This is a genomic window from Cellulophaga tyrosinoxydans (assembly GCF_900176415.1).
Taxonomy (GTDB): Bacteria; Bacteroidota; Bacteroidia; order Flavobacteriales; family Flavobacteriaceae; genus Cellulophaga; species Cellulophaga tyrosinoxydans.
On record NZ_FWXO01000001.1, the window covers coordinates 848,796 to 865,621 of the forward strand.

A 16,826-nucleotide genomic window follows, 5' to 3' on the forward strand; every position below is an offset into this window, starting at 1 on the left:
CATATTTGATATTTTAAAAATGAAAATTATTGTACCCATGGCAGGTCGTGGTTCACGATTAAGACCACATAGTTTAACAGTACCAAAACCGCTTATTCCTGTTGCAGGAAAACCAATTGTTCATAGATTGGTGTCTGATATTGCAGGAGTTTTAAATGAAAAAATTGAAGAAATTGCATTTATTTTAGGAGATCCTGCATTTTTCGGAGATGATGTTATAGAACATTTACAAACCCTATCCGCCGAGTTAGGAGCTAAATGTAGTATTTATCGTCAATTAGAACCAAAAGGTACTGGACATGCCATTATGTGCGCAGAACCTTCATTAAGTGGCCCTGCTGTTATCGCCTATGCAGATACCCTAATTCGTGCTGATTTTGATTTAGACAAAGAGGCAGACAGCGTAATCTGGACGAAAAGAGTTGATAACCCATCTGCTTATGGCGTGGTGAATTTAAACGACAAAAATGAAATAATAGAGTTAGTAGAAAAGCCTGAAACTTTTGTTAGTGACCAAGCCGTAATTGGTATCTACTATTTTAAAGATGTTGCTGTCTTAAAGAAAGAACTGCAGTATGTGTTAGATCACAACATTATTAATGGCGGGGAATATCAAATTAACGATGGTATTAAACGTATGATGGCCAACGGTAAAATATTTAAAACAGGTACCGTTAGCGAATGGATGGATTGCGGAAATAAGGAAGTTACTATAGAAACCAATCAGCGAATGTTAGGGTTTTTAGCTGCAGATGGTGAGCAATTAATAGCTAAATCAGCAAAATTAGAAAATGCCAATATTATAGAACCTTGCTTTATAGGTGAAAATGTAGTTTTAAAAAATACGACTGTTGGTCCTTATGTATCTATCGGTAAAAATACCGTAATTGAGAATTCAACTGTTAAGAATAGCTTAATTCAGACCAATACTAAAATTATGAATGCTAATTTAGACAATGCTATGATTGGTAATCATGTGCATTATAATGGAAATTTTGAGTCCATTAGCATTGGAGATTATTCTATTTTAGAATAGTCTAAAATAACTTTAAGAATAACTGGCCTTCTCTTGAACACGGAAGGTCAGATTTTAAGACTTATGAAAAGAAAGATATACATAACACCTCTATTATTTGGGCTATTTTTAGTCTCAAGTCTTTCTTATTCTCAAGAACAAAATACCGCTGAAGAAGATAACGCCTCTGTTTACCTTGAGGATTATTCTGATGAATTTCAAGAAAAATTCTTTGAAGCTCTGAAGCAAAAAGGGATCGAAAACTACGATAAAGCTATACATCTATTTTTAGATTGTAAAAAACTAGATCCTGAGACCAAAGCTGTTGACCACGAATTGGCCAAGGTATACCGAGAAACAAAACAACTAGATTTAGCTCAAGATTATGCAATCAACGCTGTAAACTCCGATCCTGAAAACATCTGGTATTTACAAAATCTTGTTACGATATTAAATCTAAAGCAAAGTGGAATTTCTGAAGTGGCTTCAAGAATTCCGAGTGAAGATATTAATCTTAAACAAAATTTAGCTTTAGTGTATTATCAGATGGAAAATTACCAAAGTGCCATTCAGGTTTTAAATACATTAAAAAATTCAGCATTTACCGAAAACCTTAATTCCAAATTAAAAATGGGATTAAAAGAGCAAGAAGAAAATACCGAAACATTTTCGTTTAGCACAACTGTTAATTCAGATTCTACCACTAATGAAACAGGTACAATTGACCATTATAGATACAATATAGAAAACATCATTCGTGCTAAAAACTTTTTAATACTTGATACGGTTGCAAAAGAGGCTCTAGAAAATTATCCTGCGCAGCCTTATTTTTACTACGCTCGCGGATTGGCCTTAAACACGAAAAAGAGATACCGTGAAGCGGCAAGTATTTTAGAAGAATCATTAGATTATATGCTAGATGACATTTCATTAGCCAATAAAATTTATAAAGAACTTTCAACTGCTTATACTGGATTAAACAACAGCGTAAAAGCAAACATATATCTAAGAAAAATTAGACCAGGATTTTAAATTTAAACTAGCGTGATAAAAAAAATTGTACTTAGTATTTTACTTGTTGTATTCGCTTCCTGTAAATCAACAAAAATAATTACCAGTGGTGAAGTTGATACCAATTTAAGCTCTAAAGCCGTAATTAAGTCGCATTATGCCAATGCATTAGCTTTTAAAACTATTTCTGGCAAAATGAAAATAGACTACGAAGATAAAAATGCATCACAGGGTTTTAGTGTTAGTCTAAGAATGGAAAAAGATAAAGCCATATGGATTAGTGCTACGTTAGGAGTGGTAAAAGCGTATATAACACCTAACAGAGTATCGTTTTACAACAGGCTAGATAATACGTATTTTGATGGTGATTTTTCATATTTAAGTAAATTATTAGGCACTGAATTAGACTTTGAAAAGGTGCAAAATTTACTTTTGGGAGAAGCACTTTTAGATTTAAGAAAAGACAAATATGATGTTTCTATTGCTAGTGAAAACTACGAGTTAAAACCAAAAAAAGCACTAGATTTATTTAAAATATTATTTCAAATAGAACCCAAGCATTATAAAATTGGTACACAACAAATTTCCCAACCAGAAAAAGGACGTTTATTAGATATCACTTATAAAAATTATCAAGAAATAGATCAGAAAATAATTCCTAATGAAATAAATATTTCTGCAATTATGGATGGTAACGAGAGTATAATTGCTATTGAATATAAAAATATAGAATTCAACCGAAGTTTAAAATTCCCTTATGATATCCCAAAAGGATTTAAAGAAATTATTCTAGAATAATATGTTGGCAACAAAAACATATCGACTTTTTGCTGTTTTTACTGCTTTTTTGCTGTTTTCTTCAATTGGTTTTAGTCAAACTACCGAGCAAAAAAACTTGGAAGCTAAGCGCGAAAAACTGCAGAAAGAAATTCAACAAATAAACCAACTCTTATTCAAGGAAAAGAAAGAAAAAGGGAATGTTTTAGATCAAATGAATGCTTTAGATAAGAAAATTTCTGTGCGGCAACAATTGATTAGGGTTACCAATGAACAATCCAACCTTTTAAATCGCCAACTTAATGCAAATATTAGAAATATTAGTAAGCTAAGGGAGGAACTAGAACTGCTGAAAGAAGATTACGCCACAATGATTCAGAAGTCATATCAGAACAAATCAAAACAAAGTAGACTCATGTTCCTACTTTCTTCAGAAAGTTTCTACCAAGGCTTTAAAAGGCTTCAATACATGAAGCAATACACCAAATACAGAAAAGAACAAGGGGAACAAATTGTTGTTAAGACTGATGAACTAAAAAGATTAAATATTGAACTTACGGAACAGCGTAAAACAAAAGACCGCTTAATCGCTGAAAATACGGAAGCCAAAAAACAACTTTTAACCGAAAAAAGTACGCAAAACGAATTATTGGCTACTATCCGAAAAAATGAAAGTCAATACACCGCAGCGATTCAAAAAAAGCAAAAAGAAGCTCGTGAAATAGATCGACAAATAGAAAGTTTAATCCGTAGTGCTATTGTTAGTTCTAACAAAAAGGCAGGAAATACCACTAAAACCGATAAGTTTGTTTTAACACCTGAAGCTAAATTAATTGCAAACAATTTCTCGGCGAACAAAGGCAAATTAATCTGGCCTGTTGAAAAAGGTATAAAGAGCATTGGTTTTGGTGTTTATAACGATGCTGTTTACCCTGGTATTAAGCATCAGAACAACGGAGTTATCATTGCAACAGACCAAGGCGCAAAAGCAAGAGCAATTTTTGAAGGTGAAGTAATTGCTGTTATAAGTGTTCCTGGCGGAAATAAAGGTGTACAAATGAAACATGGTAACTTTATAAGCACCTATTACAATCTTTCTAAGGTATATGTGAAAAAAGGAGATAAAGTTAAAACCAAAGAGGAATTAGGTGAAATTTTTACCAACGTTCTAAACAATCAAACTCTTTTAAAATTTTACTTGTATCAAGATACGTCAAAATTAAATCCGGAAGAATGGATTTATCAGCTATAGTTCTATTCGCTTTTTTTTCATTGCTAAGCGTTTTTTAATCAGTTACCGATGGCTAATTTTACAAGTAAAGATTTTATTGATTCATTAAAACATGAATTCGAATCTTATGCCAACCCACATATTGCCGCGAACCAACAAGCATATGTTCGTAATAAATTTCAATATTATGGACTAACAACCACTATTAGAAGAGCAATTCAACGTCCTTTTTTAATCAAAGAATTTCTACCTCCAAAAAAAGATTTGTTTGTCTTAACCCAAGAACTTTGGCAAAAAGAACAACGCGAATACCAGTATTTTACCCAAGAATTAGTGTTTAAATACGCCAAGCAAGTACAAAAACAAGATATTGTTATTTATGAATACATGGTTGTAAACAAATCATGGTGGGAAACAGTAGATTTTATTGCTGTAAAACTTATGGGCAATTACTTTAAAACCTTCCCTGAACTAAAGGAAATGTATGTAGACAAATGGTTAAAATCCAATAATATTTGGCTACAGAGATCAGCATTATTATTTCAGTTAAAATATAAAGAGGGGCTAGATACTCAACTATTAAGTAAGTGTATAGTAAGCTTATTGGGCTCCAAAGAATTTTTTATAAATAAAGCTATAGGGTGGGTTTTGCGAGAATATAGCAGAACAAATCCAGAATGGGTGGTGAATTTTACTCAAAAAAAAGCCTTAAATCCCCTAAGTAAAAGAGAAGCTTTAAGGCTTATTAAATAATATCTTTTAACCCTCCATAAACAAAGCTTTAAGCTCTGTTGCATCGTGAGGTTTCATTTTACCGGCTAACACTAAACTAAGTTGTTTTCTTCGCAAAGCTGCAGCATATCGTTCTTTTTCAAGAGCAGTTTCCGGTACTATTTGTGGTACTTCAGTTGGTTTACCCGTATCATCTACAGCAACAAAAGTATAAATCGCATCATTGGCTTTTGTTTTAGTGCCTGTAAAACGATCTTCCATCCAAACATCTATATAAACCTCCATTGAAGTTTTAAAGGCTCTAGAAACGGCTGCCTCTACAGTTACCACACTACCAACAGGTACTGACTGATTAAAGGCAACATGATTTACAGATGCCGTAACCGTAATTCGTCTACTATGACGACGTGCCGCAATACTAGCCGCGCGATCCATACGTGCTAATAATTCTCCTCCAAATAAATTATTTAATGGATTTGTTTCACTTGGCAAAACCATATCGGTCATTACCGTTCTAGATTCGCTCGGAGTCTTAGAATTCATATGCTAATTTTTTGCGCAAAGATAAGCCCTTAAATTGCTATAATGAAAAATTGTAGATTATTCTTGAAATAACCAAGCGTCGTTTGACTCTGTTCTTTTAATGGTACGTAAATAATTCAACGCTTTGTCTGCTTCTGTAAAACTTTCAAAACTAACCACATGAAAACCAAACTTATTTACACCAATGTACGATGCATTAAATCCTTTTGCTACTAATTGCTCAATTTTCTTGTCGGCATTTTCTTTCACCTTAAAAGCACCAGCAATAATATGATACATTGTCTTTGGTTCTTTTGCAACTACCGAAGCATTTAAGTTTAATGCCGGTAATTCTAATGGAGTAGTATCAAAAAAAGTAGCTTCTTCTATGTGTTTAGATACTTGTTTTTGCGCATCTTGCTGCACTAATTGATCGGTAGTTGTATTCTGTTGGTAAAATTTATAACCAGATAATCCCATAGCTAGGCTTAAGAAAACTACAGCTGCATATTTCAAATAGGGTCTAAACTCTTTTTTCTCTCTTTGCTCTGGGGTAATAATAAACGGAATTTCTTCCTCTAATTTTTCAACTTCAGTCTTTAAAATTTCACGAGTAATTTTACCTGAAATACATGAAGATAATCCAAAAGAACTTGTTAAATAATTTACTTGACCAGATGGTTCAAAAAGAATTTTTCCTTCAGTATTTAACCAAAGCTTTCCGATAGTACCTATTACTAATCGTTCCCCATTGGAAAGTTGTTTTTTCCAATTTTTACCTATAACAGATAAACGTTGCAGCATATCTTCATAAGTGGTTTTTTCGGCTTCGGCAACATAAGAAACCAATAAGCCATCATTAGATACTAATTGTTCGTTGAACGAAACTACCTTTGATGGTGGGTAAAAAGTATGTGTTTCTTCTTTAATAAAAGCTGCTTTGGATTGCGTTAAAAATGCCCCAAATTCCGGAACTATAACACAATTATATCGGTAAAGTAATTCTTCTATGTAGTGTTCTAATCTCATTGGAACAAATATTATAAAAAAACACAGGGTTTAAAACCATTCACATTACTTTTTATTAACATTTTATTTCCTGTAATTTGTAAACGCATCTAAAAAATTATAAATGACTGAATTTGAGCTTATTTCAACCTTAAGATTACAGCAAATTCCGAATATTGGTGATGTAACGGCAAAAAAACTCATTGCACACTGTGGAAGTGCAAACGCAATTTTTGAAGATAAAGTGCAAAATCTATTAAAAATTGACGGGATTGGCCAGTTTACTTTAAAAAATTTACATGATGCTGCCTATCTTGAAGCAGCACAATTGGAATTAGATTTTATCAAAAAAAATAACCTAGAAGTTGTCACTTTTAATGATGTAGCGTACCCATCTTATTTAAAACATTGTATAGATAGCCCGATTATACTTTTCAAAAAAGGGAATATAGACTTAGAGAATCGAAAAATAATTGGCGTTGTCGGAACACGTAATATCACCAGTTACGGTAGTGCTTTTTGCGAAAAACTTATTGAAGATTTAGCGCCTTTAAACCCAATAATCGTTAGTGGGTTTGCTTATGGAGTAGACATTTGTGTGCAGAAAGCAGCCATTAAACACGGTTTGCAAACTATAGGTTGTTTAGCCCACGGTCTTAATCAGATTTATCCAAAAGCACATGCTAAGTATGTAAAGGATGTAGAAAAAAATGGTGGATTTTACACCGAATTTTGGTCAACGAGTAATCCTGAACGCGAGAATTTTTTAAAAAGAAATAGAATTATTGCTGGTATGAGTGAAGCTACAATTGTGATAGAATCTGCCGAGAAAGGCGGAAGTTTAGTTACTGCAGATATTGCCAATAGTTACCATCGAGATGTATTTGCGGTTCCAGGTCGCGCTGAAGACAAGTATAGTACCGGATGTAATAATTTAATTAAACAGCAAAAGGCTCATATGCTCACCTCAGCGGCCGATTTAATTTATCTTTTAGGATGGGAATTAGAAGATAATAAAACCAAAACAGTACAAAAACAATTATTTATTGATCTAGACGAAGACGAACAAAAAATCTACACTTATTTGCAAAAAAGCGGTAAGCAACTTCTTGATAGTATTGCGTTGGATTGTAAAATGCCTATTTTTAAAATTTCCGCAACACTATTAAATATGGAGATGAAAGGAGTTATACGACCTTTACCAGGAAAATTATTTGAAGCTTTATAAACAAAATTATGAATTGGATTATTTTAATTTTTGCAGGTTTATTTGAAGTTGCTTTTGCGTACTGTTTAGGAAAAACCAAAGAAACAACCGACAATGAAATGTATTTATGGTTTGGAGGGTTTTTAGTGTGTGCCACCATTAGTTTTCTAATGCTTATTTATGCCACACGCAGTTTACCAATGGGTACAGCCTATGCTGTTTGGACAGGTATTGGTGCCGTGGGAACTGTTTTAGTGGGAATACTGGTTTTTAAAGAACCGGCTACTTTTTGGAGGTTGTTCTTTATCTCTACCTTAGTGATTTCAATTGTGGGATTAAAAATGGTAGCAACAAATTAATTATACCCCATGGCAGGCACAACTAATTTAGAGGAATTAATTAAAAACATGACTCCGAAACTTAATGAAGGATCCTATGTTTTTGTAACAGTAAAAGAACCCATTGCCATTGATAGAACTGCTATTATATGTGAATTTAAAGAACCTGAAGGCACCACATTAATTCTTGAAAAAAGCACAGCAGATGAATTACATCTGGCATACGACTACGTTGCCGCATGGATTACTTTAATGGTACATTCTTCTTTAGATGCTGTTGGATTAACAGCTGCGTTTTCTAATGAATTAGCCAAACACCAGATAAGTTGTAATGTTATAGCGGCTTATTTTCACGATCATATTTTTGTAGCACAGAAAGATGCACAAAAAGCCATCGATGCGCTATTAGCTTTGTCTAAAAGCATGAAATAATAGGTTTTAAACTGTAATTTACCCTTGACTTTAAACATTTTAAACAAACCAATGGGTTTGTTGACCTTAAATTTTAAGATAAAATGTAGTTTTATGAACCATACAACGATAAAAAAACAACGCAAATCAAATTTTAGAAGCGTAAAATCAAGATTACAAATAAAAAAAACCGACTTGCGAGTCGGTTTTATATTTTAGGGTGATTGAGCAATGTAGTTTTAATATCCGACTTTGGTACGAACTCTTTTTAGTACTTCATTAGCAACACCTCGTGCTTTTTCAGCACCTATTTGTAAGGCTTTATCTATTTCATCTTTGTGGTTCATATAATAATCAAACTTTTCGCGAGCATCGGCAAATTTTTCAACAATCACTTCATACAATGCCTGTTTTGCATGACCATATCCATAGTTTCCATTAAGATAATTAGCGCGCATTTCAGCAATCTGAGCTTCAGAAGCCAATATTTTGTAAAGTGCAAAAATAGTATCCGTATCTGGGTCTTTAGGATCCTCCATTGGTGTGCTATCGGTTTGGATTCCCATAATTTGCTTCCGCAACTGCTTATCGGTCTGAAAAAGATTGATTAAGTTGCCTTTACTCTTACTCATTTTTGCACCATCTGTACCTGGAATATACATGGTTTCTTCTTGGATTTTCCCTTCCGGTAGTACAAATGTATCGCCCAATTGAGCATGAAAACGTGAAGCAACATCTCGTGTCATTTCTATATGCTGCAATTGATCTTTTCCGACAGGAACTACATTAGCATCATATAACAAAATATCTGCCGCCATTAACATTGGATACGTGAACAAACCGGCATTGACATCTTCCAAACGATCCGCTTTATCTTTAAAAGAATGTGCAAGTGTTAATCTCTGATACGGAAAAAAGCAACTCAAATACCAAGCTAGCTCTGCCGTTTGCGGCACATCACTTTGTCTATAAAAAACAGTTTTACTAATATCTAAACCAAAAGCAAGCCATGTTGCTGCAACTGCATAGGTGTTATTTCTAAGTTCTTCGCCATTTTTAATCTGTGTTAGCGAATGCATGTCTGCAATGAAAAGGAAAGATTCATTTTTTGGATCATTCGCCATTTTAATTGCAGGGATAATTGCGCCTAGAATATTTCCTAAATGTGGAGTACCTGTACTTTGTATTCCTGTTAAAATTCGAGCCATTTTAAATAAAAAATTAAGAAGCAAAGGTAAAACAAATCCTAGAACCTAGTAAAATTGTTATTTTTACTTTTATGATTTCGATTTTCAAAAAAACTGGCAGTGTTTTATTTCAAATTTGGTTTTATATTTTAGTTGCCATACCAATTTTTATTTTTCTTCCGCTGCTTATACTACTATCAGCATCAGAAAAATGGTATCCTCAATTTTTCTGGGTTGCCCGCAATATTTGGGCTAATTTTATTTTATATGGCATGGGCTGCATGCCTAAAATAAAAAGAGAGCAACAATTAGTAAAAGGCAAAAGTTATATGCTAGTAGCAAATCATACCAGCATGCTTGATATTATGCTCATGTTGAAAGTAAGTCCCAATCCTTTTGTATTTGTAGGTAAAAAGGAATTGGTGAAAATTCCGGTATTTGGGTTTTTTTATAAACGAGTTTGCATTATGGTAGACCGTGGAGATAGTAGAAGTAGAACTGCAGTATACCGCCGAGCACAAAAACGTCTGAACCAAGGTTTGAGTATTTGTATTTTTCCTGAAGGCGGAGTGCCTGAAGAATATGTGCTACTTGATGAATTTAAAGACGGTGCATTTAAAATGGCTATTGCGCATAAAATACCAATTGTTCCAATGACATTTTTTGATAATAAGGAACGTTTGCCATTTACTTTAACAAAAGGCAAGCCAGGGCAAACAAGAGTAAAAGTGCATCGCTTTTTTGAAACTGAAAACTTAGACGAAGCTCATAAAGCTAGTTTACGAGAAGAAATTCGTGAAACTATTTTGCATGATTTGACTCAAAACTAACAGTAGTAATTGCCTATTAAAACCTAAAATTAATTCCGCTATACACCCCAACAGAAAAAGGCTGAAAATTACCCGCGCTGTTAGAGAATGTATTTAACTGATATTTAAATAACGGCTCCACATTAAATTGAAGCTTTGGTGTGAATTTATAATTAATCCCGAAACCAAAATTAGTACTAAAATTCACCGAATTAATATTATTGGCCTCTCCCATTTCTGTAGTTTGATCTCCAGAATTTAATAAAATATCATTATTCACAAGAAATAAAGAACTCATTCCACCAATTAAATTAACCCCAAATTTTTTGTCTAGCACTGTGTAATTAAGTTCAAAAGGTACCTCTATATATCCGAATTGCTGTGTTAAACTACCCTGTAGTGCTGCACTTTTTGCTGTTGCATCACTTGCAAAGGAAGGTGTAGAAAGCGAATTAACGCGTTCGGAAGCAGTACTTTGTACAACAATACTTTTTGAGGTACTCTTATAATTAATATTACTTATTTGAGGGTCACCATTTGATGCGAATGACGAGCCAAGTGATGAACTAAACTCAATTTCATTTGTATTGTAACCATAATCTACTTTGTACACGCCAGAACGAACTTTTAATCGTTTACTTACCTCGTAAGCCACGGAAACACCATAACTCAAATTTACATCTCCAGATTTAGAATTTGGGGCAAATGACGAGTGTATGGGCGAACCTTCACCCATTCCGTTAAAATACACTGGAGCTACATTTGGACCAACAGACCATTTATTGCTCTTATTCTCAGCAATTACCTCTTTTTCTTTTTCAAGTTCATCTAAAATAGATTTTTTCTTTTCATCAGGTTTTTTTGCTTCTAATAGTTCTTTTTGAGCTACCTCAGCAATGGCATTTTGGCTTTGCTCATGATTCATATTTTTCTCTTGTGGTGTTTTGGTTAGAGTACCACTATTTTGCTCAATGGTTTTTCCATTCTTTGATTCATTTGCTGTAGCAACTGCGCTTTCTTCTTTGTTAGCAACTAAGCCTTTGTTTTCATTACTCTTGTCTTGAATGTTATTTTTAGCCACAGCTGTTAAATCTGTATTGGTTTTAGGCTTTTGTGATTCCTGAACCAAAGCATCATTTGAAGGGTTAAATTGTTGTTTTATCTTATTTTTAGACGCTGATTTTGAAGTGTTATTTTCCTGTTCTTTTGATGAACTATTCTCTTGAACATAAGAAGGTGTGTTAGATACATTTTCCTGTACCTGCTGTTCTGTTTCTAAAACATCATTTTTTTGTGAATCTGAATGAGTATACCCTTCTTGATTTGGTGCTTTTGTTTTAATACTACTATCTGTACTATCCTTAGCTTGTTCTTGTGTGTTGCTAATTTGTATGTTATTATCAGTAACTGTATTAAACGGATTTACTACATATAAAAATACAGCAATAGCTGCAGCAATTCCGCCTAATTTCCACCAAATAGGAATTACTCTTTTTGAAGCTTTCTTGTCTAATGATTTTTCAATGTTACCCCAGACTTTTGGATCCGGAGTTTCAGCAAAATCATTGAATCGTTCTTTAAACAATTCATCAATACTTTTTTTACTCATCCTGCAAAAAATTATGCAATTATTCTATTTACTATTTCTTTACAAAACATTATTCCATCGGTTGTGAAATACTATCTTGTTTGTACTCTTTTTCTATTTTTTCTTTTAAAATCATTCGTGCTCTAGCAAGGTTAGACTTAGACGTTCCTATAGAAGTGCCTAAGGCTTCGCTTATTTCGCTATGTGAATAACCATCTAAAACATACATGTTAAATGTAATTCTATACTTGTTTGGCAAATCTTGAATGTGTTTTAACAATATTGGTAAGCTAATATCTAAGTACCCTGACTCAACCTCAACCTCTTCCTCTATTGTGTCTGATACAATGCTTAATGCAGCTTCTTTTCTATATTTCTGAAGAACCGTATTTACCGTAACTCTTTTAAGCCAGCCTTCGAACGAACCTTTATGTTTAAACTGACCTATTTTATTAAAAATAACCATAAAACTATCATGCAAATTATCCTCTGCTTCGGTTTTATTACGCGAATATTTAAGACATACGCCATAGAGCACACGAGAATAATCTCGGTACAATTGCTCTTGTGCTTTTCTATTGCCTTTTTCGCAATTTTTTATGAGTTCTTCTAGACTCAAAATGTTGGTTATGTTTATTAAGAGGTTTTTTTGTTATTCTGTAACTTGTACTTCTATTTCTAAATATTGTGCCTCACCACTTTCATCATTTCCTGTAAAATATTTAAAAGTATAGGTTTGATTATAGAGTACAACAAAATTAAATGAAGTTTCTATTTCTTGTTCTATTTCTTGACAATCATCAGAATCGCTTAACTTAGAACCAATTGCAGCAACGTTGCGAACAGTTGTTTCTTCCTTTACAATATCAAAACCTTCAAAATACTCACAATCAGAAGTCCTAAGATATTTAACTTTTATCTGATAGGTTTCATTTAACACAAAAGAGTCTGGCATTTCAACACTTGTAATTGGTAAAGCAACAAAATGAAAGTTTTCTTGATCGTCGCCTAAACTACATCCTAGAAATGTTAATGCTGTAAAAAGCATTAATGAAAAGGCTATTATTTTTTTCATGATTCAAATTTTTTCTAGTTAGATGTGAGTAGTAGGGAATGGTTGCGTCTAAAAAAAGAAAATCCCGATTTACATCGGGATTTTTACTATGCTTTAACAGTTGTTAAGGCTTCTCTTATTTTACCGTCGAGTTCTTCAAAGAGCTCGGGATTATCTAATAATAAATTTTTAACAGCATCACGACCTTGACCTAGTTTAGTATCGCCATAACTAAACCAAGAACCGCTCTTTTTAATAATTTCGAATTCCACTCCTAAATCAATGATTTCTCCCACTTTCGAAATTCCTTCACCATACATTATGTCGAACTCCGTTTGCTTAAATGGTGGAGCAACTTTGTTTTTAACAACTTTTACTCGAGTCTTATTACCAAGAACATTTCCGTCGGTATCTTTTATTTGAGTAGATCTTCTAATGTCTAAACGTACCGATGCGTAAAACTTTAAAGCATTACCACCCGTGGTAGTTTCAGGATTACCGAACATTACGCCAATTTTTTCACGCAACTGGTTAATAAATATTACAGTACAATGTGTTTTACTAATAGAACCTGTAAGTTTTCTTAAAGCCTGAGACATTAAACGCGCATGAAGACCCATTTTAGAATCTCCCATTTCGCCTTCAATTTCACTTTTTGGAGTTAGAGCTGCAACGGAATCAATCACAACAATATCAATAGCTCCGGAACGAATTAAGTTATCTGCAATTTCCAAACCTTGCTCTCCATTGTCTGGTTGCGAAATAATTAAATTATCTATATCTACCCCTAATTTCTGAGCATAAAACCTATCAAATGCATGTTCCGCATCAATAAAAGCAGCAATTCCTCCGTTTTTTTGGGCTTCTGCAATGGCATGCAACGTTAAGGTTGTTTTACCTGATGATTCTGGTCCATATATTTCAATAACTCTTCCTCTTGGATAACCTCCTACGCCTAATGCAATATCCAAACCTAAAGATCCTGATGGAATTACTTCAACGTCTTCAACAACGCTATCTCCCATTTTCATTACAGCACCTTTGCCATAAGTTTTATCAAGTTTGTCTAGTGTAAGTTTTAGTGCTTTTAGTTTTGCTTCTTTTTCTGCGCTCATTTTTTCTGTATTAGAAAGGCTAAATTACCAATTCTTTTCGCATATAACAATTTGAAAAGCAACCTTTTTAGAAAACCTGCATCTTACATAAAACTAACTCAATAGCACATACCATTATTCTTCTGAAAATGGGCAGTGGTGGTCACTATTATTAATTTAGATTTCTGTGAAAAAGAAAAATTAAAGTGGCCTTTAAAAGACCTTGGACTATCAAGGTCTTTTTTATTGGCAGATTACATTGTCTCCTTTAATAATTGTAAGCCCATTTTTTTCTAAATCACAAATAGCTTGTGGAATAAAAGTAAGTCCGGTATTGTAAACACTGAGTCTTTCTAGTTTAACTAAATTTCCCAATTCTGTAGGCAATTCTTTCAAATTTGGATTTTCATATAAAAACAAATCTTTTAAATTAGAAAGGTTTCCAATATTTTTATCAATATTAGAAAACATATTACCATCTAAATACATCCATAATAGATTAGTGTTATTATAATCGATTGGAAGATCCCCCATTAACATGTTGTTAGATAGTCTTAAGTAATCTAGATTATTTAACGTAGCCATTGTTTCGGGAAGTATTGAAATTTGATTGTCACCAAGATCAATAATACGTAGTTTGATGAGATTGCCTATTTCTACAGGAACATTTTGAATTTTATTAAATCCCAAGTTTAATCCTATTAAATTTTTTAAGTTATTTATTTCCCTAGGGAGTACTGTAATTCGATTGCCTGCTAAATCAAGATATTCTAACAAAGTTAAATCAAAAATAAATAATGGGATATGATCTAGAAAATCTCCAATTGCAAGCTTTTTTAGGTTTTTGAGATTCCCGATACCTTCTGGAACGCTAGAAATTTCATTAAATTTTAAATATAGCGTTGTGAGCTGAGCCATACTTCCAATTTCATTTGGAATTTCTTTAATAGAATTAAAATTTAAATGTAATTCCTTTAACTCTTTAAGATCAAAAACTACTTTTGGAAATACCTTTAATTTATTTTCATAAAAAGAAAGTGACTCAAGTTTATTTAATTTAGATAATTCGTCAGTGACCTCTTCTAGAGAATTACTAGCTAATGATAAATTTTGAAGGTCTTTTAATTGAAAAATAAAATTTGGAATGCTTGTTAAATTATTATGCTGAATATTTAATATTCTTAATTCCGTTAGTCCTTCCATATTGCTAGGAAAAACTGTAATATTTGAACCGTAAAAAGTCAACCAATTTACCCTACCATTTTCTACATAAACGCCTTTCCAAGTTGCCATTGACTTATCGTCTAAATCCCAATTTAGCAAACTTTCAGGATTGGATTTATAGAGCTCTGACAAGATTTCGTAATCAGATACCGGAGTAATAGGAATTTCTATTTTTGAGTCATCTTTATTACATGAACTAATGAGGATTAAGAATATTGATATTTTTAAAATAGGATTTTTCATTTTAATTTTTTTCGCGTTATTAAAAATAGTTAAAATAAGTTATCCTTTGCTCAGCCCCTTTAAAAATCCTATTTTTGCCCCTTAATTATATCTTTAACCTTAAATATTAGTATAGCATGCAACTGTACAATACCTTGAGCGCAAAAGAAAGAGAAGCACTTATTGAGGAGGCCGGAAAAGAACGGCTTACAATATCTTTCTACCAATATGCGCATATTAAAAATCCACAACTTTTTAGAAATCATCTTTTCATAGCTTGGAATGAGCTAGATGTTTTAGGTCGTATTTATGTAGCCTTTGAAGGTATAAATGCACAACTTTCTGTTCCAGCCGAAAATTTTGAAGCTTTTAAAAAACATCTAGATAGCATATCATTTTTAGAAAATGTTCGCCTTAATATCGCCATTGAACAAGACAACAAATCGTTTTTAAAATTAAAAGTCAAAGTTCGTGATAAAATTGTAGCTGATGGCTTGGATGATAACACTTTTGATGTCACTAAAAAAGGCATTCATGTAGATGCCGAAAAATTTAATGAGCTTATTGAGGATCCTGATACTGTTTTGGTGGATATGCGTAACCATTACGAAAGTGAAATAGGACATTTTAAAAATGCCATTACACCAGATGTAGATACTTTTAGAGATTCTTTAGATATTATTGAACACGATTTAAGAGATCATAAAGAGGACAAAAAACTAGTCATGTACTGTACCGGAGGAATTCGTTGTGAAAAAGCTAGTGCGTATTACAAACACAAAGGTTTTAAACAAGTTTACCAACTAGAAGGCGGTATTATTGAGTATACAAGACAAGTTAAAGACAAAAACTTAGAGAATAAGTTTATGGGTAAAAATTTTGTTTTTGACCATAGACGAGGTGAACGTATTACTGAAGATGTTATTGCCAATTGCCACCAGTGCGGAAAACCATGCGACAACCATGTAAATTGCGCTAACGAAGCTTGTCACCTATTATTTATTCAATGTGATGATTGTGCTGAGGCCATGGATAATTGTTGCTCAACAGATTGTAAAGACATACATGCATTACCCTACGAAGAGCAAAAAGCACTACGTAAAGGCAAAACAGTTAGCAATCTTATATTCAAAAAAGGTAGATCTGAAGTATTGAAGTATAAGAAGTAGCTCTTAGGTATATTGATTCTTATTGTTGGGTAAAATTATTTTATGTTGAGGTTTTTAAGTTCAAAAAATTGATGGTGTTTGGTTGATGGTTGACGCCTGGTAGATTTGCATTTTTTCACTTATAATTTTTAAAATCGATCTCCATACTTTGTAATCACAACTCAATACCATTTTTAAAATTTCCGTCGCATTGAAAAATCACTATCTTTACGGTTATTAAATTTTAG

Annotated in this window: 18 protein-coding genes; 10 read left to right on the forward strand and 8 right to left on the reverse strand. The window is 32.9% G+C overall.

The genetic code is table 11. The features are described 5' to 3' along the window. Positions 1 to 19: 19 nt before the first annotated feature. From B8963_RS03865 to B8963_RS03885, 5 genes are all read left to right on the forward strand, one after another. A complete protein-coding gene (locus tag B8963_RS03865; protein WP_084060070.1) occupies positions 20 to 1,036 on the forward strand; it encodes a sugar phosphate nucleotidyltransferase in 1,017 nt (338 codons plus the stop codon). 63 nt (positions 1,037 to 1,099) lie between these two features. After that, positions 1,100 to 2,047: a tetratricopeptide repeat protein gene (locus B8963_RS03870; protein ID WP_084060071.1), complete on the forward strand. Its 948-nt coding sequence runs from the start codon at positions 1,100 to 1,102 to the stop codon at positions 2,045 to 2,047. Positions 2,048 to 2,059: 12 nt separating this feature from the next. Next, complete coding sequence (locus tag B8963_RS03875) at positions 2,060 to 2,824, forward strand: lipoprotein insertase outer membrane protein LolB1 (protein WP_084060072.1); 765 nt, start codon at positions 2,060 to 2,062, stop codon at positions 2,822 to 2,824. Between the two features lies 1 nt (position 2,825). Beyond that, on the forward strand, positions 2,826 to 4,055 hold the full coding sequence (locus tag B8963_RS03880; protein WP_084060074.1) for a murein hydrolase activator EnvC family protein: 1,230 nt from the start codon (positions 2,826 to 2,828) through the stop codon (positions 4,053 to 4,055). A gap of 48 nt (positions 4,056 to 4,103) precedes the next feature. Next, a complete protein-coding gene (locus B8963_RS03885) occupies positions 4,104 to 4,787 on the forward strand; it encodes a DNA alkylation repair protein (RefSeq protein ID WP_084060076.1) in 684 nt (227 codons plus the stop codon). Between the two features lie 6 nt (positions 4,788 to 4,793). Here the strand turns inward: B8963_RS03885 and B8963_RS03890 are convergent, their stop codons facing one another. Together B8963_RS03890 and B8963_RS03895 are read right to left on the reverse strand one after the other, a co-directional pair. Further along, positions 4,794 to 5,309 (reverse strand): acyl-CoA thioesterase, encoded by a 516-nt coding sequence (locus B8963_RS03890; RefSeq protein WP_084060079.1) that lies wholly within the window; start codon positions 5,307 to 5,309, stop codon positions 4,794 to 4,796. A 57-nt stretch (positions 5,310 to 5,366) separates the two neighbouring features. Continuing rightward, a complete protein-coding gene (locus B8963_RS03895) occupies positions 5,367 to 6,317 on the reverse strand; it encodes an HU domain-containing protein (RefSeq protein WP_084060080.1) in 951 nt (316 codons plus the stop codon). Positions 6,318 to 6,420: 103 nt separating this feature from the next. Between B8963_RS03895 and dprA the strand changes: the two genes are divergently transcribed. The 3 genes from dprA to B8963_RS03910 are packed head-to-tail and all read left to right on the forward strand — an operon-like array spanning position 6,421 to position 8,273. Next, positions 6,421 to 7,524, forward strand: coding sequence for a DNA-processing protein DprA (dprA, locus tag B8963_RS03900; RefSeq protein WP_084060081.1), 1,104 nt, complete (start codon positions 6,421 to 6,423; stop codon positions 7,522 to 7,524). Positions 7,525 to 7,532: 8 nt separating this feature from the next. Next, entirely contained in the window at positions 7,533 to 7,862 is a 330-nt protein-coding gene (locus tag B8963_RS03905; protein ID WP_084060083.1) for a DMT family transporter, read from the forward strand. A 9-nt stretch (positions 7,863 to 7,871) separates the two neighbouring features. After that, positions 7,872 to 8,273 carry an ACT domain-containing protein gene (locus tag B8963_RS03910; RefSeq protein ID WP_084060085.1) on the forward strand — a complete coding sequence of 134 codons (402 nt, stop codon included), beginning with the start codon at positions 7,872 to 7,874 and terminating at the stop codon, positions 8,271 to 8,273. A gap of 218 nt (positions 8,274 to 8,491) precedes the next feature. Here B8963_RS03910 and trpS read toward each other — a convergent pair whose 3' ends face one another. Continuing rightward, positions 8,492 to 9,460, reverse strand: a complete 969-nt coding sequence (gene trpS / locus B8963_RS03915; RefSeq protein ID WP_084060088.1) for a tryptophan--tRNA ligase — start codon at positions 9,458 to 9,460, stop codon at positions 8,492 to 8,494. Positions 9,461 to 9,531: 71 nt separating this feature from the next. Between trpS and B8963_RS03920 the strand changes: the two genes are divergently transcribed. Further along, positions 9,532 to 10,269 carry a lysophospholipid acyltransferase family protein gene (locus B8963_RS03920; RefSeq protein WP_084060090.1) on the forward strand — a complete coding sequence of 246 codons (738 nt, stop codon included), beginning with the start codon at positions 9,532 to 9,534 and terminating at the stop codon, positions 10,267 to 10,269. Positions 10,270 to 10,285: 16 nt separating this feature from the next. Here B8963_RS03920 and B8963_RS03925 read toward each other — a convergent pair whose 3' ends face one another. The 5 genes from B8963_RS03925 to B8963_RS03945 form a co-directional block, all read right to left on the reverse strand. Beyond that, on the reverse strand, positions 10,286 to 11,857 hold the full coding sequence (locus B8963_RS03925; protein WP_084060093.1) for a hypothetical protein: 1,572 nt from the start codon (positions 11,855 to 11,857) through the stop codon (positions 10,286 to 10,288). A gap of 49 nt (positions 11,858 to 11,906) precedes the next feature. After that, on the reverse strand, positions 11,907 to 12,455 hold the full coding sequence (locus B8963_RS03930; protein ID WP_084060095.1) for an RNA polymerase sigma factor: 549 nt from the start codon (positions 12,453 to 12,455) through the stop codon (positions 11,907 to 11,909). Positions 12,456 to 12,488: 33 nt separating this feature from the next. After that, a complete protein-coding gene (locus B8963_RS03935; protein WP_084060097.1) occupies positions 12,489 to 12,911 on the reverse strand; it encodes a hypothetical protein in 423 nt (140 codons plus the stop codon). Positions 12,912 to 12,997: 86 nt separating this feature from the next. Then, entirely contained in the window at positions 12,998 to 14,005 is a 1,008-nt protein-coding gene (recA, locus tag B8963_RS03940) for a recombinase RecA (protein ID WP_084060100.1), read from the reverse strand. 222 nt (positions 14,006 to 14,227) lie between these two features. Continuing rightward, complete coding sequence (locus B8963_RS03945) at positions 14,228 to 15,451, reverse strand: leucine-rich repeat domain-containing protein (RefSeq protein WP_084060103.1); 1,224 nt, start codon at positions 15,449 to 15,451, stop codon at positions 14,228 to 14,230. A 116-nt stretch (positions 15,452 to 15,567) separates the two neighbouring features. Between B8963_RS03945 and trhO the strand changes: the two genes are divergently transcribed. After that, positions 15,568 to 16,599 (forward strand): oxygen-dependent tRNA uridine(34) hydroxylase TrhO, encoded by a 1,032-nt coding sequence (gene trhO, locus B8963_RS03950; RefSeq protein ID WP_084060106.1) that lies wholly within the window; start codon positions 15,568 to 15,570, stop codon positions 16,597 to 16,599. Positions 16,600 to 16,826: the final 227 nt, after the last annotated feature.